This window comes from Pseudomonas putida (genome assembly GCF_025905425.1).
Classification (GTDB): domain Bacteria; phylum Pseudomonadota; class Gammaproteobacteria; order Pseudomonadales; family Pseudomonadaceae; genus Aquipseudomonas; species Aquipseudomonas putida_AF.
The window spans coordinates 1,606,812-1,626,184 of record NZ_CP109603.1; the positions used below are offsets into that span (position 1 = coordinate 1,606,812).

At 66.5% G+C, this 19,373-nt stretch carries 13 protein-coding genes; 7 read left to right on the forward strand and 6 right to left on the reverse strand.

Features of this window, described 5'->3' with window-relative positions:
• Positions 1 to 70 precede the first annotated feature (70 nt).
• The 3 genes from OGV19_RS07250 to OGV19_RS07260 all read right to left on the reverse strand — a co-directional run bounded on the left by OGV19_RS07250 (position 71) and on the right by OGV19_RS07260 (position 5,048).
• Entirely contained in the window at positions 71 to 1,921 is a 1,851-nt protein-coding gene (locus tag OGV19_RS07250) for an ABC transporter ATP-binding protein (protein WP_264312750.1), read from the reverse strand.
• Positions 1,914 to 3,689: an ABC transporter ATP-binding protein gene (locus tag OGV19_RS07255; RefSeq protein ID WP_264312751.1), complete on the reverse strand. Its 1,776-nt coding sequence runs from the start codon at positions 3,687 to 3,689 to the stop codon at positions 1,914 to 1,916. Before OGV19_RS07255 ends, OGV19_RS07250 begins: the two co-directional genes overlap by 8 nt.
• A 126-nt stretch (positions 3,690 to 3,815) precedes the next feature.
• Positions 3,816 to 5,048: an acyl-CoA dehydrogenase family protein gene (locus OGV19_RS07260; protein WP_264312752.1), complete on the reverse strand. Its 1,233-nt coding sequence runs from the start codon at positions 5,046 to 5,048 to the stop codon at positions 3,816 to 3,818.
• A 379-nt stretch (positions 5,049 to 5,427) separates the two neighbouring features.
• On the opposite strand from OGV19_RS07260, the gene OGV19_RS07265 reads away from it, so the two are divergent.
• The 7 genes from OGV19_RS07265 (at position 5,428) to OGV19_RS07295 (ending at position 13,763) form a co-directional block, all read left to right on the forward strand.
• Entirely contained in the window at positions 5,428 to 6,483 is a 1,056-nt protein-coding gene (locus OGV19_RS07265) for an ABC transporter substrate-binding protein (protein ID WP_264312753.1), read from the forward strand.
• A gap of 27 nt (positions 6,484 to 6,510) precedes the next feature.
• Complete coding sequence (locus tag OGV19_RS07270) at positions 6,511 to 7,242, forward strand: class II aldolase/adducin family protein (RefSeq protein WP_264312754.1); 732 nt, start codon at positions 6,511 to 6,513, stop codon at positions 7,240 to 7,242.
• A gap of 75 nt (positions 7,243 to 7,317) precedes the next feature.
• Positions 7,318 to 8,505 (forward strand): LLM class flavin-dependent oxidoreductase, encoded by a 1,188-nt coding sequence (locus tag OGV19_RS07275; RefSeq protein WP_264312755.1) that lies wholly within the window; start codon positions 7,318 to 7,320, stop codon positions 8,503 to 8,505.
• Between the two features lie 10 nt (positions 8,506 to 8,515).
• Positions 8,516 to 10,093, forward strand: a complete 1,578-nt coding sequence (locus tag OGV19_RS07280; protein ID WP_264312756.1) for an ABC transporter substrate-binding protein — start codon at positions 8,516 to 8,518, stop codon at positions 10,091 to 10,093.
• Entirely contained in the window at positions 10,086 to 11,165 is a 1,080-nt protein-coding gene (locus OGV19_RS07285; RefSeq protein ID WP_264312757.1) for an ABC transporter permease, read from the forward strand. The genes OGV19_RS07280 and OGV19_RS07285 overlap by 8 nt, the downstream gene beginning before the upstream one ends.
• Positions 11,158 to 11,985 (forward strand): ABC transporter permease, encoded by an 828-nt coding sequence (locus OGV19_RS07290; protein ID WP_264312758.1) that lies wholly within the window; start codon positions 11,158 to 11,160, stop codon positions 11,983 to 11,985. The genes OGV19_RS07285 and OGV19_RS07290 overlap by 8 nt, the downstream gene beginning before the upstream one ends.
• Positions 11,982 to 13,763: a dipeptide ABC transporter ATP-binding protein gene (locus tag OGV19_RS07295; RefSeq protein ID WP_264312759.1), complete on the forward strand. Its 1,782-nt coding sequence runs from the start codon at positions 11,982 to 11,984 to the stop codon at positions 13,761 to 13,763. The genes OGV19_RS07290 and OGV19_RS07295 overlap by 4 nt, the downstream gene beginning before the upstream one ends.
• A gap of 142 nt (positions 13,764 to 13,905) precedes the next feature.
• Here the strand turns inward: OGV19_RS07295 and OGV19_RS07300 are convergent, their stop codons facing one another.
• The 3 genes from OGV19_RS07300 to OGV19_RS07310 all read right to left on the reverse strand — a co-directional run bounded on the left by OGV19_RS07300 (position 13,906) and on the right by OGV19_RS07310 (position 19,369).
• Positions 13,906 to 14,994, reverse strand: coding sequence for an LLM class flavin-dependent oxidoreductase (locus OGV19_RS07300; RefSeq protein ID WP_264312760.1), 1,089 nt, complete (start codon positions 14,992 to 14,994; stop codon positions 13,906 to 13,908).
• Between the two features lie 28 nt (positions 14,995 to 15,022).
• Positions 15,023 to 17,599 (reverse strand): TonB-dependent receptor, encoded by a 2,577-nt coding sequence (locus OGV19_RS07305; protein ID WP_264312761.1) that lies wholly within the window; start codon positions 17,597 to 17,599, stop codon positions 15,023 to 15,025.
• A 216-nt stretch (positions 17,600 to 17,815) separates the two neighbouring features.
• Positions 17,816 to 19,369 carry an ABC transporter substrate-binding protein gene (locus OGV19_RS07310; RefSeq protein ID WP_264312762.1) on the reverse strand — a complete coding sequence of 518 codons (1,554 nt, stop codon included), beginning with the start codon at positions 19,367 to 19,369 and terminating at the stop codon, positions 17,816 to 17,818.
• Positions 19,370 to 19,373: the final 4 nt, after the last annotated feature.

Sequence of the window (19,373 nt, forward strand, 5' to 3'; positions counted from 1 at the left end):
TAGGGTGTTTCTGAGGATGTTGTGGGATATTTCCGAAGCAGTCGGCTTAACCCCTCGATCTCGCAGCCCATCATCCCTCGGCCATTTCGGCCACAACCTCCCCGGCACTGCGCAGGTAGGCGTCATACAGCGCCGCATAAGCCCCTGCGCAGCCAATCAGCTCGGCATGCGCCCCTTGCTCCACCACCCGCCCATGGCGGACCACGGCGATCCGATCCGCGTCGCGGATGGTCGCCAGACGGTGCGCGATGATGATCGCCGTGCGCCCCTGGCACAGCCGCCGCAATGCCTGCTGGATACGCCGTTCGGTGTGCACATCGACCGCCGAGGTGGCCTCGTCGAGCACCAGCACCGCCGGGTCGGCCAGGTAGGCGCGCACCAGGCACACCAGCTGGCGCTGGCCGTGACTGAGGTGCGCGCCCAGCGGGCCGACTTCGGTGTAATAGCCCTCGGGCAGGCGTTCGAGCACTTCGTCGGCCCCCAGCTCGCGGGCCGCCGCCACCAGCCGCGCATCGTCGGCGTCCGGCGCGGCCAGGCGCAGGTTGTCGAGGATGCTGCCGCTGAACAGCACGTTGTCCTGCAGCACCACGCCGACGTTGCGCCGCAGGTCATGCTGGGCCAGTTCACGCAGGTCGATGCCGTCCAGTTTCACGGCGCCGCTTTGCACCTCGTAGAAGCGCGTCAGCAATTGCACCAGGGTGCTCTTGCCATGCCCGGACGGGCCGACGATGGCCAACACTTCCCCGGCGCGGATATGCAGGTCCAGCCCATCAATCACCGGGCGCGGGCTGTTCGGGGCATAGGCAAAACCCACCCGCTCGAAGTCCACCTGGCCGTGTGCCCTGGCCAGCGGGCGGGGTGACGCGGGGTCGAGCACCTGCGGGCGCGTGTCAAGCAGCAGGAAGATGCGCTGCGCCGACGCACTGCCGGTGGCATAGCGCTCGAACAGGTCCGACAGCTCCTGCAACGGCCCCAGGAACAGAAACACGTAGAACAGGCTCTCGGCCACCTGGCCGACACTGACCTTGCCTTCGGCCAGGCCATGGGCGCCTACCAGCAGCAATACCGCCATGCCCGCGGTGCTCAGCAGTGCGGTGAACGGTGCAAACCAGCCGGCGCGCAGGCTGCCGTGGATCAGTGCCTGGTTGAAGTCTTCCAGCAGGCGCCGGTAGCGCGCCTGGTTGTTCTGCTCCTGGCCGCATTGCTGAATCAGCCGCACCCCGCTGACGCTCTCGACCAGGTGCGCGGTGAAACGGCTGCGTTGTTCGGCGACCTTGGCCCAGTTGCGTTGCGAAACCCGTTTGAAACGCCAGGTAGCGATGGCCAGCAACGGCACCGTGGCGGCCAGGCTGTAGAAGAAACTCGGCTCGATGCGCCACAGCATCACCGCCGCCAGGCCGCAGCGCAGCAAGGCACCGAGCAGCTCTGGCGGGCCTTGCACCAACAACGGCTCGAGCGCATCGACATCACGGTCGGCGCGAGAAATGATACGCCCGGCGCGCGTCTGGTCGAAGTAGCTCACCGACAGCGCCTGCACATGGGCAAATACCTTCACCCGCAGGTCGTTGAGCACGCGGATCGCCGCACGCCCGGCAATGAACTGCGACACGCCCGCCAGCAAGAAGCGCCCCAGCCAGCTGGCCGCCAAACCCAGGCCCAGCCACAGCACCAGGCGTTCGTCCAGCAACCAGTGATCGGCGCTGGCTACCAAACCCTTGTCGAGCAGCTCGCGCACGAACCAGGGCCGCAGGAACACAGTGAACACCAGCAGCAGTTCGATGCCGATCACCGCCAGGATCTGCCGGCGAATGGGCCGCAGCAGCGGCAGCAGACGGTGGAACATGCCACGGTCCAGGGCCTGGCGCGCCAGGTGCTGCTCGATCTCGATATCGCTGGGGGTCTTGTTGGGTGCATTACTCATGGTCGATCCCCAGCAGGTCGCGGTAGTGGGCATTGTTCGCGCTCAATTCGGCATGGCTGCCACTGGCGCTGATGCAGCCGTTTTCCAGCATCAGCACCCGGTCGGCCAACAGCAGGGTCGACAGGCGGCTGGTGATCAGCAGCAAAGTCGGCCCCTGGCCTGCACCGCCGCGCAGGCGGCGGATGTTGTCCAGCACCTGGCGCTCGCCCAGGGCATCCAGCGCGCTGGTGGCGTCGTCCAGGCAGAGGATGTCCGGTGCGCCGAGCAACGCGCGGGCCAGGCACAGGCGCTGGCGCTGGCCGCCGGAGAGGGTCACGCCACGGTCGCCCAGCGGGGTGTCCAGGCCGTGGGGCAGGCGTTCGAGTACATCTTCTGCCGCGGCCAGGCGCAGCCCTTCGCGTAGCTGTGCAGCGCTGGCATCGGCGGCCGCCAGGCGCAGGTTGGCGGCCAGGCTGTCAGAGAACAGAAAGCTTTCTTGCGCCAATACCTGCACGCGCCGGCGCAGGTCGGCCAGGTCAAGCGCGCGCACATCCTGCCAACCCGCCGCATCACTGCCGACCAGCACGGCGCCGCCTTGCACGTCGGCCAGGCGCGGCAGCAGGCTGGCCAGCAGGCTCTTGCCGGTGCCTGTGGCACCCACCAGTGCCACCACCTCGCCGGGCTGCAAGGTCAGCGAGCAGTTGTGCAGGATGTCGCGTTCACCCGCTGGCGAGCCGACGCGCACCTGGGCCAGTTTCAGCCCCAGAGGCCCTGGCGGCAGGGTCGCCTTGCCGCTAATAATCGCCGGCCGCTCGTCCAACAGTTGCCAGATGCGCTCGGCACTGGCGCGGGCATCGGCGAAGGTCTGCATGACCCGGCCGATGCCTTCGATACGGAACACCAGCGTGGTCGCGACCAACAGCGAAGTGACCAACTCACCGATGCCCAGCGTGCCCGCTGCCACGCGATGGGCGCCGTACACCAGGATCCACACATGCCCCAGCGCGACTACCGCCTGGGGCAGCGGGATGCGCGAGCTGGCATAGGCCAGGGCCGCGCGCGCGTGGCCGGTGAACACACCGACCTGGCGGGCGAAGCGCTCGATACGCTGGCCCTCCAGGCCGAACGCCTTGATCACCCGCACACCACCGATGCCTTCGGCCAGATCCTGGCTGACCTGGTCGTAGGCGGCGCCCACGGCGCGATCAAGCGTGACCAGGCGATCGGTCTGCACCACGAACAGCCACAGCCCGGCCCCGGTCAGCAGCAGCGGGACCAGGCCGAGCAGGGGGTCGTACCAGCTCAGCAGCCCCACGGCGGCCATCACCACCAGGGGCGTTTCGATGATCTGCCGCCAGAAGGTGATCAGCGCATCGCGCACCTTGTCGGCATCGCGCGTGGTGCGGGTGACCAGTTCACCCATGCCATGGCGCCAGTGGTAGCCCAGGTGCAGGCGCTGGACCTGGATGAGGATGCGTTCGCGCAAGCGCGTCAATAGGGCCTGGCTGAGCACCAACGACAGCACCGCCGCAGCGTATTGCAGCACGCCACGGCCGAAGGCGATGGCCAGCAGCAGCCACAGCCAGTGCCAGGCCACGGTGGCATCCAGGCCGCCCTCGGGCAGGCGTACTACGGCGCGGCCGGCGCTGACATCGTCCACCGCATGGCCGATCAGCCACTGCTGCCAGACCAGACCAAGGTTGCCAGCGATGTACAAAGCGGTGACGAGCGCGAAGCGCCAGGGCATTTCACGGTAGATGGCCAAGGCGCGAAGAAGAGGGTGATTCATGTAGAGGCTCGGTACTGGGGCTGCTACGCAGCCCATCGCAGGCAAGCCAGCTCCCACAGGTAAGGTGTAAGACTTGTGGGAGCTGGCTTGCCTGCGATGGGCCGCGCAGCGGCCCCTGGACTAGGTTCAACGGCGCGTTGCGCCCTGGGTTTCCTTGGCATTGAGCACGGCGGTGTACTCCCCTGGGTCGGCGCCGTTGAGGTAGTAGTTGCCGACGTTGTGCAGCCGCCAGCGAATGGGGTCATGGGTGGTGTGCACCCGGGCGTTGCGCCAGAAGCGGTCGAGGTTCCACTTGCTCAACGAGGCACTGGCCCCGAGCAGCGAAAACAGGTCGCTGGAAATCTTCAGCGACGCCGCATCGGAGTGCGCGCGGGCGGTGGCCACCGAGAGAATCAGCTCGTCCTGCAGGGCTTTGTCCTCCGGGTCGCCTTCGTGCGCATCGAACACCCGCGCGGCATCGCGCAGTACCGACTCGGCACCGCGCAGGGCCACCGCGTACTCGCCAATCTGGCGAATGACGTGCGGCTCATCGCTGGCGCGCTCCACGCCACTTTCCACCCAGGCCCGGGCATGCTCGCGCAGGTAGTCCACACCTGCCTGCAGGGCGCCGGCGGCGATGCCGGTGTCGATGGCGGCGTGAAGTATCTGCGGGAAGGTCAGCCCCGTGCGTTTCATCGGTCCGTTGCGCCGCGACAGGTAGCGCTCGTCGAGCACGATGTCGTCGAAGTTCACCGTGCCACTCACCGAGTTCTGTTGGCCGAAGGCCTGCCAGTCATCGACCAGGGTCAGCCCAGGGGTGTCACGGTGCAACAGCACACCAACACCGCCGTCTTCGCTGGCAGCCGTCAGCGAGATCCAGTCGGCGAGGTACGAGCCTGTGGAGTAGAACTTGCTGCCATTGAGCACCAGCTCGCCATCGGCGCGGCGCTCGACCCGGGTTTTCAGGGCGAACTTGTTCTTGCCGCCGACTTCGGCCAGGGCATTGCCAAAGCGCTTGCCGGCCAGCACGTCGGCGATCAGGCGGTCGCGCACCTCGGTGGCGTAGCTGGTGTAGATGCCACGCAGCATCACGTTGTGAATTTGCAGCAACTGGCCAACGCCGCCATCGGCGGTGGAGATCAGGCGCACGGTTTCGACGATGGTCTGCACCGAGGCGCCGAGGCCGCCGAATTCGGCCGGTACAGCGATGGCGGTGAGGCCGCTGCTCGACAGCAGGTCGGCTTGGCGGCGTGGCAGCTGGCCGTTGTTGCCGGGGTCGGCGGCGAGCACGGCGATCTGTGCGGCGACCTCGCGGGCGGCGGCGATGGCTTCGGCTTCGCTGGTCAGGCGGTGGGTGGGGCTGGGTTCGATGGCGCTCATGGGTCGTCTCGCAAAGGTCTTCAAGGGCCAGTGCGCCTGCTTCGCGGGCAAGCCCGCTCCCTCCGGTTCGGTGCCGTTTTCAACGGCAGTGAAAGGCCCTGTGGGAGCGGGCTTGCCCGCGAATGGCTACACCGCGGTCCCACAGCCTTGAGCAAGTTCTTTGCCATGAGTCGCCAGGCCCCATGCTGCGCTGCTTTGCGCCGAACGTGCTGCCCCAGCAGCAGCCCGCCTGCTGATCTGGCAGCACCTCGCACGCAATCCTGCTCCGTGCCCAGCACCCAGCACCTGCGGGCGACTACGAAAGCGCCGTAAATCAAGGCCTCCAGCGGTTGGCACGCACGCTGCAATGGTGCTTTCACGACGCCCAAGGAGCCACCCCATGACACTCGCTACTGCCGCAACGCCAACAGACGATCCCACCGCCCTGGAGCGCATCTGGTTTACCCGCTGCCCGGTGCCCACCGCTTCGGGCATCGCCTACAAGCTGGGCTGGCTGGATGAAGAATTCGCCCGCGATGGCCTGCCGGTCTCGACCCTGCAGGAAACCCGTCAGCTCGGCCATCACCACTACGATCACCAACTGCCGGGGCTGTTTCGCGAAGGCGGCAACGTACCGGCCCTGGCCGCCCGTGCCGCAGGCTCGCCGAGCCGGCTGATCGGCCTGACCTGGATCGAAGAATGGCAAACCATCCTGGTGCGCCCGGACGCAGGCATTCGCAGCGCTGCCGACCTGCGCGGCAAACGCCTGGCCCTGCCGGCCTGGGGCGACAGCCGCCCCGGCAGCATCGCCCGCGCCATGAGCCTGCACGGCTACAAAGGCGCGCTGGCTTCGGCCGGCCTGCACCTGGACGACGTGCAACTGGTGGAAGTGGCGCTGCTCGACCAGGCCAGCGCCGCCACCCCGCAACTGGGCCTGCAGCGTTTGTGGTCCGGCCTTGACTACCTGGTGCGCGGCGAAGTCGATGCCGTCTACGTGAAGGGCGCGGCCGCTGCCGATGCGGCGCGGCGCCTGGGCCTGGTGGTGGGCGTCGACCTCGACCTGCTGCCCGACCCGCGCCACCGCATCAACAACGGCACGCCAAGGCCGATCACCGTGCACCAGAGCCTGCTCGACAATCATTTCGAGCTGGTGGCGCGCTTCCTGGCCCAAACCCTGCGCGCTGCCGAATGGGCGGCCGGCAACCGCGATGCGCTCAACAGCTTCCTCGAAGACGAGACCCGCGCCGGTAGCCAGGGCGTGGCCGAAGCCTACCGAGGTGCGTTCCACACCACCTTGGCGCCGGACCTGTCCGAGCAGCGCCTGGCTTTCCTCGGCACGCAAAAGGATTTTCTCTACCTGCATGGCTTCCTCGAAGCCGATTTCAGCATCGCCGACTGGGTCGACCCACGGCCTTTGCAGGCTGCCCATGAACTGCTGGCCCAGCGCCGCGCCTGACCTTGCATCCGCACCCGGAGATTGAACATGACCGTACTGATCAACGAACGCCCCGTCACTGCCGAACTGCAAGCCTTCATCGACCAGGTGGTCGCCGAAGCCGAAGCCGCGTTTACCGTGTTCCGCGAGACCAACACCATCACCGCCAATGGCACCGTCGGCTTCATCGAGCGTGTGCCCGGTGAAGAGCTGCTGGTGTCGGTGAACTACGGCGGCCCGTGGAACCACCGCAAACCGCTGCAACCCACCGTGACCGACTTTTCCGGCAACGTCATCGTCGGCAAGGGCAAAGGCGGGCTAGGGCGCTACACCAAGCTGTTCCAGACCCACGCCGACATCACCACGATCTCGCACGTGCACAGCCCCTACCTCGGCGCCTGGGCGCAGACCCACCGTACCTTGCCGTTTCACTACGTGCCGGTGCAGCGCTATCAGCTGGCGCGGGAGCTGCCGGTGTACATCGACCGGCGCCAGGCCGAGGTGGACTTCATCCTCGACAAGATTGCCGAAAACCCGTTCAACCTGGCGATTCTTGAAGCCAATGGTGGGTCCACCGTCTGGGGCAAGCAGGGGCTGCGTGCGACGGCCGAGTTCATCCTGTTGCTGGAAGAGGGCGCGCAGATTCAACTGTTGGCCGACGCGTTGGGCGGTTCGCGGCCCTATGGGCCAGGGGTGCTGACGCAGCAGTGGAAGATGAGTGGGTTGTATGAGCGCGCTATCGAACTGGGGCTGGTACCTGGCATTGATCGGCGTAGCTGATTCGATAGTTGGGGGCTGCGCAGCAGCCCCAGAGGCCTAAAGGGCAACACCTCACCCAGCTCAAGGAATCCCCCCATGGCAGTAAAAATCCTCTGGTACCTCACCACCCCCGACGGCCCCTATCCCTGGGAGCCCGAAGGCCGCTGGAAAACCGACTTCGAGCACCTCAAGCAATTGGCGATCGCCGCCGATCGCCTGGGCTTCTACGGCTCGCTGCTCGGCTCCAGCCCCAACGAAAGCCTCGCCGTGTCGGCCGCCCTGATCGACGCCACGTCGCGCCTGCGCTTTCTGGTCGCCCAGCACCCGGGCGAATTGTCCCCTGCGGTGCTGGCCAAGTGGGCACTGACCTTCGACCAGTTCTCCAACGGCCGCCTGCTGTTCAATGTGGTCAACGGCAACGACGCCGGCCTGGCCACGCTGGGCGTACATTACCCGCACGATGAACGCTACGACTTCAGCCTGGAATACTGGCGAGCATTCCAGGGCTTCTACGCCGGCGAAACGGCGGGCTACGACGGTCGTTACGTCAAACTTTCGCCACGGTCGCCCACGGCGGCCAGCCACCCCTTGGGCGGTTGGCACCCGCCTAAGCAGAAGCCCGGTATCCCGCTGTGGGGCGCAGGCACCTCGGCACCCGGCGTGGCCCATTCGGTGCAGTTGCTCGACGTCTACTTAAGCTTTGCCGATACCCCGCAAAAACTCGGCGACAAGTTCCGCCGGGTGGCTGCCGAAGCTGCAAAAATCGGCCGCGAGCTGACCTATGGCACGCGCCTGCAAGTCATCGTGCGCGAGACCGAAGAAGAAGCCTGGGCCCACGCCGAACGCCTGCTGCAGCGCACCTCGCTGGCCACCGCTCGGGCGGCCATCGAGCGCCAGCTGCCTGCGGGGCAGACCCTGGACACCTACGTCAGCGACGACCCGCGCATCCAGCGCAACCTCGACAGCATTCGCGCCGGGCGCCTGCCCACCGCCCGTGAGCTGGAGATCTACCCCAACGTATGGCTGGGCCCGAGCCTGTTCGGTTTCAACATCCTCGGCCCGGCGGCTGGCACTTACCTGGTCGGCAGCGCCGAACAGGTGGCCGAGCGCATTCGCGAATACGAAGCTCAGGGCACTTCGGCGTTCATCCTGTCGGGCTTCCCGCTGATCGACGAAGCCCACCGGGTGGCCGATCTGCTGTTCCCGTTGCTCGACCTGGATCACGGGTTCGAGGTGCCGCGCCTGGGCGCCCGCGCCAAGCCGACCGTGGCGCAACCGGCGTAAGGAGAGGGTGATGAGTGAGCTGTTTTCGCGCCGGGTGTTTCTCGGCAACAGCCTGGCCGTCGGTGGCGGCCTGCTGCTCGGTGGCGGGCTGCTCAGCGGCTGCGACGGCGGCGCACCAGCTGCCACGGCTGGCGGTGTCGCATTGCCGGCCACGCCGGTACGCGGTGGGCGTTTGCGCGTGGGCATCATCGACGGTGACCAGGCCGGCAACCTCGATGCGCACAAACCGGTGGGCGGGGGGATCATCCGCGGTTGGGCCTTGTACGCCAAGTTCTGGGAATGGAACCCAGATGTCAGCACGCGCCTGGCCCTGGCCGAGTTCGCCGAGCCGAACGCCGATGCCAGTGCCTGGACCATCCGAATCAAGCCAGGGCTGGAGTTTCACCATGGCAAAAGTATCACCGCCGACGACATGCTGTTCTCGATCCTGCGCCTGACCGACCCGCAGTTGGCCTCGCCGTTTGCCGGGCTGGTCGGCGCCATCGACCGCCAGGCGCTACGCAAGCTGGACGCGCGCACCCTCGAGATCCGCTTCAAGCAGGGGCAAAGCTTCTACCCGCTGGATGAAACGCTGATCAGCTTTGGCGGCATCGTGCCGACCGACTACCATCCGCTGACCAACCCGGTCGGCGCCGGGCCCTACAAACTCAAAAGTTTCATCCCTGGCCAACGCTCGCTCTACACCCGCTTCGAAAACTACTACAAGCCCAACCGCCCTTATGCGGATGAGCTGGAGATCATCGAGTTCAAGGACCAAGTCTCGCGTGCGGCGGCTTTGCGCGCGGGGCAGATCGACGTGGCGAGTGGGGTGCAGGCCGAGCACAGTGCCTTGCTCAAGGCCGACCCGCGCCTGCGCCTGTACGCCTCGCCCAGCACCTCGTTCACCGGTTTCAACCTGAACCTGGCCAAGGCGCCGTTCCAGGACGTGCGTGTGCGCCAGGCGTTCCGCCTGCTCGCCGACCGCCAGGAGCTGGTGGCGCGCGGGCTCAATGGCTTCGGCCGCATTGCCAACGACCTGTACTCACCACACGACCCGACCTACAACCACGCGATCGCCCAACGCCCCTACGACCTCGATCAGGCCCGTTCACTGCTGCGCCAGGCCGGGCAGGACGACCTGCGCGTCGAGCTGACCACCACACCAGGCCCTGGTGTTAATGCGGCCTTGGTATTCGCCCAGCAAGCGCAGAAGGCGGGGGTGCAGGTCAAGGTCAACCAGGTTGACGGCTCGGTGTTCAACGGCCCACAGCGCGAGCAGTGGCAGCTGTCACCGGGTTCGACACCGGCCCGGGGCTTCCTGGCCTCGGCGCTGCACAACGATGCCCCGCAGGCGATCTACAACCGCAGCAACTTCCATGACCCTCGCTTTACCGAACTGTTCCGCCAGGCCCTGGCCCAACCTGATCTTGAGCGGCGCAAAGCCCTGGTGCATGAAGCCCAGGTGATTCAGCACGAACGCGGCGGGCTGCTGATCTGGGGGTTCTCGGACGTGCTCGACGCGGCGTCCGCCAAGGTCGGCGGGCTTGCTCCCGAACAGACCACCTTCGCCTCCTGGCGCTTCGACGAGCTCTGGTTGAACCATGCCTGATCACACTCACCGTTCCCCACGCACCCCGGCTTGGCTGGCCTGGTTCATCGGCCGTCTCGGCTACGGCCTGCTGACCGCCTGGGTGATCAGCCTGGTGGTGTTCATCGCCACCCAGGCGCTGCCTTCGGACCCGGCGCGGGTCATTCTTGGCCCCGATGCGCCCCTGGAAAGCATCGTGACCTTGCAGCGCCAGTTGGGCCTCGATCAGCCGATTCTGGTGCAGTACCTGCGCTGGCTGGGTGCAGCGCTGCGCGGTGACCTGGGTATTTCGCTGGACTCGCAGGTGCCGGTGGCACCGTTGCTGTTTGGCCGGCTCGGCCACACCCTGGCGCTGCTGGCCGGCGTACTCGCGCTGGTGGTGCCGCTGGCACTCACCCTGGGCGTGAGCCTGGCCCTGCGCCGTGACCGGCCGCTGGACCGCTGGGGCCTGTCGGCGTTGATCCTGTTGAAGGCTACGCCAAGCTTCCTGTTGGCCATCGGCCTGGTGCTGCTGTTTTCCATGCCCGGCATGGGCTGGCTGCCAGCGGTGTCGATCCTCGACCCGCAACTGCCGCTGTGGCGGCAGCTGCCGTCGTTGGTGCTACCGGTGGTTGCCCTGAGCCTGTCGGCGCTGCCGTACCTGACGCGGATGGTACGCGCCTCGATGATCGAGGCGCTGGAGTCCGATTATGTGGTGGCCGCACGCCTGCGGGGTATCCCCGAACGGCGCATCGTCTGGCACCACACCTTGCCCAATGCCCTGACCCCGGCGATCCAGGGCGTGGCGCTGACCCTGCGCACGCTGGTCGGCGGCGCACTGCTGGCCGAGGTGGTTTTCAGCTACCCCGGCATCGGTACCGCCCTCAATGCTGCGATCCAGATGCGCGACCTGCCGATGATCCAGGGCGTGGTGCTGGTCATCACCCTGGCCGTGGTGCTGATCAACCTGCTGGCCGATCTGCTCACGGTCCTGCTCACCCCCAAACTGCGCACCGCGCGCCGGGTCAAGATGATCCGCCGCAACCGGCGCGGCATCCGCCCCTGGTGGCGACGCGCACGCAGCACACCTGCCCAGGAGGCGACCCATGACTGACACACGCTGGCTGGCCGACCCGCAGGTGCGGCGCGGCGCCGTGATTACCGTGTTGGTGATGCTGCTGGCCGTGCTTGGCCCCTGGCTCGCGCCCCATGCACCGACGGCCATGGTCGGGCCGGTGTATGGCCCGCCGACCGCCGGTGCGCCGCTGGGGCATGATTTTCTTGGCCACGATTTGCTGTCACGCCTGCTCAGTGGCGGTGTGTCGGTGCTGTGGATGTCGGTGGCGGCGGCCACCCTGGCGTTGTTATTTGGCGGTAGCCTGGGCCTGTTGGCCGGCTTTTCGCGGCGCCGGCTGGACCAGGCGATCAGCTGGGCTGCGGATGTCTCGCTGGCCTTCCCGGACCTGATCCTGGTGTTGTTGATCGTCTCGATGCTTGGCCGTGCGCCTTGGTTGATCGTGTTGACCGTGGCGATCGCCTTCACCCCTGGGGTGATCCGCCTGGCGCGTGGCAGCGCGGTGGCGGTAGCGGGCCAGGAGTTCGTCGAGGCGGCGCAGATGATGGGCTACTCACGCTGGCGCATCCTGTTCAAGGAAATCCTGCCGAACATCCTCACGCCGCTGCTGGTGCATTTCGGCAACATGCTGACCTGGGCGGTGGGCATGCTCTCGGGCTTGAGCTTCCTGGGGTATGGCGTAGCACCGCCTGCGGCCGACTGGGGCCTGATGATCAACGAAAATCAGGCCGGCTTGCTGGTCCAGCCCTGGGCGGTGTTGGCACCGGTGCTGCTGATTGCGGTGTTCGCCTATGGCACCAACATTCTGGCCGAAGGTATTGGCCGGGTCAGTGCACGTATCGGGGAGAAGCAGCCATGACAGCGGCAGTGAAGATCGACAGCGACGTCTTGCAGGTCAGCGACCTGCGGGTGGAGTTGGCCGGGCAGGTCGATGTGCTGGCCGATGTCTCGTTCAGCCTGGCAGCGGGCGAGATCGTGGGGTTGGTGGGCGAGTCCGGTTCGGGCAAGACCACCCTGGCCACGGCCTTGTTGTGCCATGCGCGGCAAGGGGCGCGGATTACCGGCGGGCGCATTGCCGTGGCCGGGCAGGCGGTGCTGGAGCTTGAGGGCGAGGCCTTGCGCCTGGCGCGGGGCGGGTTGGTCGGCTACGTCGCCCAAGACCCGGCCACAGCGCTGAACCCGGCTCTGCGCATAGGCGCCTTGTTGCGTGAAACCGTGTTGGCACATCAGCCGAAGCTGACTGCTGATGCATTGCAGCAACGCATCAATGAGACCCTGGTGGATGTCGGCCTGCCGAACGACCCAGCCTTTCTGCGGCGTTTCCCCCATCAACTGTCCGGAGGGCAGCAGCAACGGGTGATGCTGGCGCTGGCGTTTGTCCTGCGGCCGAAACTGATTGTGCTCGACGAGCCCACCACTGCGCTTGACGTCACCACCCAGGCGCATGTGCTGGAAACCCTCAAACACCTGTGCCGGGGCCACGGCGTGGCAGCGCTGTACGTGACGCACGACCTGGCCGTGGTGCGCGACCTGGTTGACCGGGTGATGGTGATGTATGCCGGCCGGTTGGTCGAAGTGGCGGGGCGTGAGACGCTGTTCAGCGCCCCGGCGCATCCCTACACCCGCGCCTTGCTCACGGCGATCCCCGACATTGCCCGGCGCCAGCCGCTCCAGGCCATCGCCGGCCATGCGCCGGCGCCGGGGCAACGACCTGCGGGCTGCGCCTTCGCCCCCCGCTGTGCCAGACGACGAGCCGAATGTGCGGTGATCGAGCCTTCGCTGCTGGCGCTCGATGGCGGTCACCAGATTGCGTGCCTGGCGCCCCACCGAGAGCCGCTGCCCCTCGGCGAAGGGGCTGTCGAGGCTGTTGCGACCCCGAGCGCGGAGGTGTTGCTGGAGGTTCAGGGGCTGGACGTGGCTTACGACCGCCAAGTGCTGTTCGATGTCTCACTGCGGGTGGCGCAAGGCGAGTGCCTGGCGCTGGTGGGCGAGTCGGGTTCGGGCAAGACCAGCCTGGCCAGAGCCATCGCCGGGTTGGGCGAAAATGTTCAGGGGCAACTGCGTTACGGCGGCGAGCCGCTGGCGTTCACGGCGCGTCAGCGGGATGCGCGGCTGCGTCACCAGATTCAGTACGTGTTCCAGAACCCTTACCGAGCATTGAACCCACGTCAGACGATCGCGCAAACCCTCAGCGCGCCCCTGACGCATTTTTTTGGTGTGCGTGGCGACGAGGCGCGTCGCCGGGTCGAGGCGGTGCTGGAGCGGGTGTCGCTGCCGGCGCGTGTGGCCGATCTGTATCCGCACAGCTTGTCGGGCGGCGAACGGCAGCGCGTGGCGATTGCCCGGGCGTTGATCTGTGAGCCACGGCTGTTGGTTTGTGATGAGATTACTTCGGCACTGGATGTGTCGGTGCAGGCGTCGATCCTGGCATTGCTGCGGGGATTGCAGGGGGAGGGGCTGACGGTGTTGTTCGTCACCCATGACTTGGGCGTGGTGCGGGCGATTGCCGATCGAGTGTTGGTGTTGCGCCAGGGGCGGGTGGTGGAAGAAGGTAGTGTCGAGCAGGTGCTTGGCCGGCCGGTCGATGCCTATACCCGCACCTTGGTGGCGCATTCGCCTAGCCTGTCAGCTGAGTAAGGGCCTGAGGGTTCATGAGGGCCACCCTGTGGGAGCGGGTTCACCCCGCGAACACCGGCGAAGCCGGTGCCATACACCGCGTTGATTTCTTCGCGGGTAAACCCGCTCCCACAGGGTTACCCGCTGAGCCCGATTTGTGCGCTTATCCGGCGAATCGTGCCTGCCGCCGCCGCACTTCCTCCCGCACCGCCGGAATCACCCAGCGCCCGTAATCCACCGTGTCGTACAGCGGGTCATACCCACGGTTGAGGAACGTGCTCACCCCCAAATCGACATAATCCAGCAACGCCTGCGCCACGGTCTCTGGCGTGCCCACCAGCGCCGTGGTATCACCATAAGCCCCCACCGCCGTCGCCGTCGGCATCCACAACGCCCGGTCATGCCGGTCGGCACGGGCGGCGGCGGCGAGCAGGCGCTCGGAGCCGGTGCCCTTGATGCGTTTCTGCCAGGGGCTGTCCGCCGCAAACTGGGGGTTGGCCTTGATCTGCGCAAGGATCTGCTCAGCGCGCTGCCAGGCCAGGTCCTCGGTGGCACCCAGGATCAGCCGTACCGACAAGCTCACCCGTGGCGCCGCCACGCCAGCGGCACTGGCCGCCGCCTTGAGCTTGGTGATCTGCTCGGCGACGCCACTCAACGGCTCACCCCACAGGGCATACAGGTCGGCATGCTTGACGGCAATCTGGTAGGCAATGTCGGACGAGCCGCCAAAGGAGATCGGGATATGCGGCTGCTGCAGTGGTTTGACCGGCGAGAAGGCGCCCTTGATGTTGAAGTAGCGGCCCTCGAAATCGAACGGCTCCTCGGCAGTCCAGGTGCGCCGGACAATGTCCAGGTACTCGTCGGCACGCTGGTAGCGCTCGGTCTTGTCCAGCAGGGTGTCGCCTTCTTGTGGCTCGGCCGTGATGCCAGTGATCGCATGCAAGCGGATGCGCCCGCCGCCGGTGGTGTGGTCGAGGGTGGCAAATGCCCGCGCGGCTACCGTCGGCGCAGTCAGGGCCGGGCGGTGGGCGATCATGAAACCGAGGCGCTCGGTGTGTGCGGCCGCATAGGCGGCAATCTGCAGGCTGTCGGCACTGCCTGGGCCGCTGGCGATCAACACCCGGTCGAAACCGGCATGCTCATGGGCGCGGGCGTGGTGGCGGATGAACGGCAGGTCGAAGTCGGGTGAACGTACACCGCGGGTTTCGGACCACTGGCGGGGGAAGATCATACCGACGAATTCAATGGACATGGCGATGGCCTTTTACGTTGAGGAAGGGTCAGAACTGGTAATCGACCTGGGCCAGCAAGGTGCGCCCAGGCATGGGTTGCAGGAAGGTGTTGGTCGAACCTGCCAGGCCACTGACGAAATTCAGCTCGTCGGTGACGTTGAGCATGCGCAACGTGACGCCCCACTGTGGCTGGCGGTAGTACGCGGCAAGGTCGAGGTTGTATTCGTCGGGGACTTTCACGGTTTTGCTCAGGTTCAGGTACCAACTGCTGGTCCACCAACCAGAGAGCTCCACGCCGAACCCGGAATCGAAGCGGTAATCGACATAGCCGCCGGCGTTGTATTCGGGGATTTGCACCGCATCGAACTTGCCGGACGGGCGCTGGTTGAGGCTGTTGTTATCGCCAAACACGGTGCCGTTGTCGGGGATGAACCCGGCCGAGGCGAACCCGGCCTGGCTGGTGAACTCGTTGTAGGCACTGATGCGGCTGAGGTTGAGGCCACCGCGCAGGTGCGGGTCCTGGTAGCGCAGGGTGGCTTCCCAGCCTTTGACGATCAGCCGGGCGATGTTGTTGTTGCTGTCCGGCGACTGGTCGCGCGCCTGCTTGTAGGCGGCCAGGGTGAAGAACAGCTGGTCGGGCACGGCCTCGACCTTCAGCCCCACTTCGTGCAGCACGCTGAGGCTCTCGAACGCCAGCGGGTTGAGCTGGTTGGCCCCGGTGCCGCTGCCCCAGCCCAGACCATTGGTGAAGAAGCCGGTGTTGACCGCCAGCGAGCGGTCGAAGGTGTAGTAGAGCGTGCTGTTTTCGGTGGGTTTGAAATAGGGGCTGACCTGTACCGAGAACAACCGGTAGTTGTCCGAGTCCTTGCGTGGGTTACCGCCCGCGAGCACGAAGGGGTTTTCGATGCGGGCGTCGATCCAGCTGCGGCTGGCCCCCACATTCAGCCCCACACGTTCGCCCAGGCGCAGGTTGTGCTGGCTGAACAGGGTCTTGGTGGTCCAGGTACTGTCGGCGGTGTAGGGCGCCACCGATTCGGCGTACAGGCCGTGCCCTGCCGGGTACATGGCCGGCAGGTTGAGCCAGCCGTAATAGTTGGACAGCTGCGGCACGCCGGGTTGGCCGATCCAGGCACCGTTGCCGCCTGCGGGGTTGCGCCCGCTGAGACCGAGCAGGTCGCCAGGGTTTTTCAGCGTCGGGTCGAGGGTGAGGTCGTAGGCATTGATGGTGGAGCCGAAACTGTTGTTGGCGGCGATCGACTCGTTGCTCTCGCGGCGATAGATCAGCCCGGTGTTGCTGTCGTCGACCAGCGTCAGGCCGCCCAGCTGCCATTGGCCACGGGCGCGGAACTCGAAGCGGTTGTCGAAGATGTCGTCCTTGCCTTGCACCTGGAACGCGCCCACCGCGTCGGTGGTGTCGGTGGAGTGCTGGTAGAAGGTGCTGTTGGCCAGGGTGATGGACGGGGACAGGTCGCCTTCGACGCGCAGTTGTGTAGTGAAGCGCCGGGAGCGGTTCTGGTCCTGCGCACGTTGGCCGGTCTGTGACGACAACGAGGTCTGGTCATTGCCCGCCAGCGACGGGTCATAGACCCAGCCGCGCAAGCTGCCTGGGCTGGCCTGGGTATTGGGTGAGGCGCCCTGGAAACTGCCATCGACCACCTGGTATTGGCCCTGCGCGTTGCGCTGGCGCTGTACCCAGCCGAGTACCTGGGCATCGCTGGCGCCGGATGACAGCACCGGCGACCACAGGTTGTTGCCGTTCTGGATGATTGGCGTGGCGCGGCCGGCGTTGTACTTCCCGTGGTCTACCAAGTCCTGGGTGGCGCGGTTCCAGCCGTGGGTGATGTTGTAGTCGTAGTAGTCGTCGTAGGCGGCGTTCCAGTCCACCCGCAGGTTGTCGTTGCGCCAGGCGAGTGCGCCGTAGAACGCGTCGAAGTTGTTGTCGACGTTGTCGTAGAAGGTTTCCTGGCGCTGGCGGGTAATGCTGACCCGGTAGGCCAGGCTGTCACTGATGGGGCCGGTGTTGTCGATGCTGAATTTGGTGGCATCGCGCGATTCGCCGTCGGGGATCCAGCTGCCGATTTCGCCGCTCAGGCGGGTGCGGAAGCGGTTGAAGTCGGGCTTCTTGCTCAGGTAGTTGATGTAGCCGCCGCTGCCGCTGACCGAGCCGTAGGTGACCGAGGACGGCCCGGCGACGATGTCGGCGCCTTCGTAAGCGTTGAAGTTGGTGGGGTGGCGCACGCCGTAGGCGCGTTGGCCATCCTGGAACACCTCGGAGTTCTGCCCGCGCATCTGCGGGGCGATGCCGGCGTTCTGGCCGCCGCCACGGGTGATACCGGGGGCGTACTTGACCAGGTCGTCGGAGCTTTGGATCGGGTCGCGGGCCAGTTGCTCGGCGTTGATCTGGGTGACCGAGCGTGGGGTGTCGAGGACCTTGGTTTCCAAGCCACCGTAGATCGAGGCTGGTGGGCGTGTGGGCAGGGCGTCGTCGTCGGCCTGCTCGGCCTGCACGGTGACTGTTTGCAGCTGGGTGTCCTCGGCGTACGCCATGGGCACGGTGGCGGCCAGGATGGCGAGGGCCAGCGAGCTGGGCTGGAATTTCGGGTGCAGCAAGGCAACGCGGGGCATGGGGCTGGGCCTCGTTCTATTCAGGAATGGGAAAAGCGAGGGCGCAGCCGCGCCTGCGGTTGGTGGGTGTATAGGGCGATTGCCGGGAGCGCTATGGGCCCCCTGTGGGAGCGGGCTTGCCCCGCGAACACGGGCGAAGCCCGTGCCATCCACTCGGGATGCCTGCTTCGCGGGGCAAGCCCGCTCCCACAGAGGAATGCGTAGCGCTCGAATCAATTAGCTCTTGAGCCACAGGCTCTCGAACCGCCAGGTACTGAACAGCGACTGTTCCGCCTGCGCTCCACCGACTCGGGTACTGACGCTGTCGAGCAAGTCGGCAAAGCCCCAGATCAGCATGCCGCCGCGTTCGTACTGGATGCGTTGGGCGCGGTGCACCAGCGCTTTGCGTTTCTCAAGGTCCGGCTGGGCCATGGCGGCGAGGAAGGCCTCGCTGAATGCCGGGTCGTGGAAATGGGTCTTGTTGGCCACGGCGAACGGCGCGTCGGTGTGGATGGCGCTGGCCAGAAACGGCGCTCCGATGCTGCCACCGGTGCTCAAGGTCCAGTCATCGCGCTGCGGCCCCTGGAACGTCGCCAGGTCAACCTGGCGCACCGTGATCGTCACACCGATGCGCCGGGCCTGTTCGGCCAGCACCAGCGCCGAGGCAAGCCCTGGCCCTGGGGTCGTCACCAGCTCTACCTGCAGGCCTGCCTGGCCCGCGTCCTTGAGCAACTGCGCCGCCCGTTGTGGGTCATGCGGCCGTGGCCCGAGGCTATGGTCGAAGGTGGGGTCGAAGGGGGCGTACAGGTCGTTGGCCACCCGGCCTTGGCCATTGAGCGCCCGGCGCACCAGGTCGTCACGGTCGGCCAGCAGGCGAAACGCCTCGCGCACCCGTGGGTCGTCGAACGGCGGTTTGCTGGTGTTCATGTCGAACGACAACCAGTTGCCGCTCACCGACTTCAGCAGACGCAGGCGCGGGTCGGCCTGCAGCACTTGCAGGTGCTCGGTGGACATCACGTTGGCCATGTCGATCTGCCCAGCGCGCAAAGCCGCCAGCCGGCCGGTCTGGTCCTTGAAGTCGATGATCTCCAGTTCATCGGCATAGGGCTTGGCGGGTTTGTAGTAGTTGTCGAAACGGGTGAACAGCGAGCGCTGGCCTGGGGTGAAGCTTTTGAGTTTGTAAGGCCCGGCGCCGACCGGGTTGGTGACCGGGTGGTAATCGACCGGCACGATGCCGCCAAAGTTGACCCAGGTCTCGGGCAACGGCAGGTAGCTACGGCCTTCGCGAAAGGCCAGGCGCACGGTACGGTCGTCGAGCTTGACCAGGTTGTCGCGGTCTACCCAGTGCAGCAGCGCCGCATAGGGCGAGGCCAGCTGCGGGTCGGTCAGGCGCCTGATGGAAAAGATCAGGTCGTCGGCATCGATGGTCTTGCCGTGGTGGAACTCCAGCCCAGGCTTGAGCCGCAATGTCCAGCTGCTGGCGTCGGCATTGGGCTCGGCGAATTCGGCCAGGGCCAGGCGCGGCTGCATCTGCTCGTCCCACTCCCACAGCTTGCTGTACAGGGCAAAGCCCCGCACGATGCCGCTGCCGACCGGTTTATGGGCGTCGAGGTTGCCGCTTTGGTTGCCATCGATGATGCCGAGGCGCAAACGCCCGCCATGACGCGGCTGGTCGGCAACCGCGTTGCCGGGGCTGTCGCTTGGGCCGCAGCCGGCCAGCAACCCGCCGGCCAGCACGCCGGCATGGCCGAGGAAGTGGCGCCGGCTGAGTGGGTAACCGTCCCAGGCCATGGGG

What these genes read in the sequence shown, in the direction of transcription:
- OGV19_RS07250 (WP_264312750.1), bottom strand. Translation starts at nt 1,921, where the DNA reads ATGAGTAATGCACCCAACAAGACCCCCAGCGATATCGAGATCGAGCAG.
- OGV19_RS07255 (WP_264312751.1), bottom strand. Translation starts at nt 3,689, where the DNA reads ATGAATCACCCTCTTCTTCGCGCCTTGGCCATCTACCGTGAAATGCCC.
- OGV19_RS07260 (WP_264312752.1), bottom strand. Translation starts at nt 5,048, where the DNA reads ATGAGCGCCATCGAACCCAGCCCCACCCACCGCCTGACCAGCGAAGCC.
- OGV19_RS07265 (WP_264312753.1), top strand. Translation starts at nt 5,428, where the DNA reads ATGACACTCGCTACTGCCGCAACGCCAACAGACGATCCCACCGCCCTG.
- OGV19_RS07270 (WP_264312754.1), top strand. Translation starts at nt 6,511, where the DNA reads ATGACCGTACTGATCAACGAACGCCCCGTCACTGCCGAACTGCAAGCC.
- OGV19_RS07275 (WP_264312755.1), top strand. Translation starts at nt 7,318, where the DNA reads ATGGCAGTAAAAATCCTCTGGTACCTCACCACCCCCGACGGCCCCTAT.
- OGV19_RS07280 (WP_264312756.1), top strand. Translation starts at nt 8,516, where the DNA reads ATGAGTGAGCTGTTTTCGCGCCGGGTGTTTCTCGGCAACAGCCTGGCC.
- OGV19_RS07285 (WP_264312757.1), top strand. Translation starts at nt 10,086, where the DNA reads ATGCCTGATCACACTCACCGTTCCCCACGCACCCCGGCTTGGCTGGCC.
- OGV19_RS07290 (WP_264312758.1), top strand. Translation starts at nt 11,158, where the DNA reads ATGACTGACACACGCTGGCTGGCCGACCCGCAGGTGCGGCGCGGCGCC.
- OGV19_RS07295 (WP_264312759.1), top strand. Translation starts at nt 11,982, where the DNA reads ATGACAGCGGCAGTGAAGATCGACAGCGACGTCTTGCAGGTCAGCGAC.
- OGV19_RS07300 (WP_264312760.1), bottom strand. Translation starts at nt 14,994, where the DNA reads ATGTCCATTGAATTCGTCGGTATGATCTTCCCCCGCCAGTGGTCCGAA.
- OGV19_RS07305 (WP_264312761.1), bottom strand. Translation starts at nt 17,599, where the DNA reads ATGCCCCGCGTTGCCTTGCTGCACCCGAAATTCCAGCCCAGCTCGCTG.
- OGV19_RS07310 (WP_264312762.1), bottom strand. Translation starts at nt 19,369, where the DNA reads ATGGCCTGGGACGGTTACCCACTCAGCCGGCGCCACTTCCTCGGCCAT.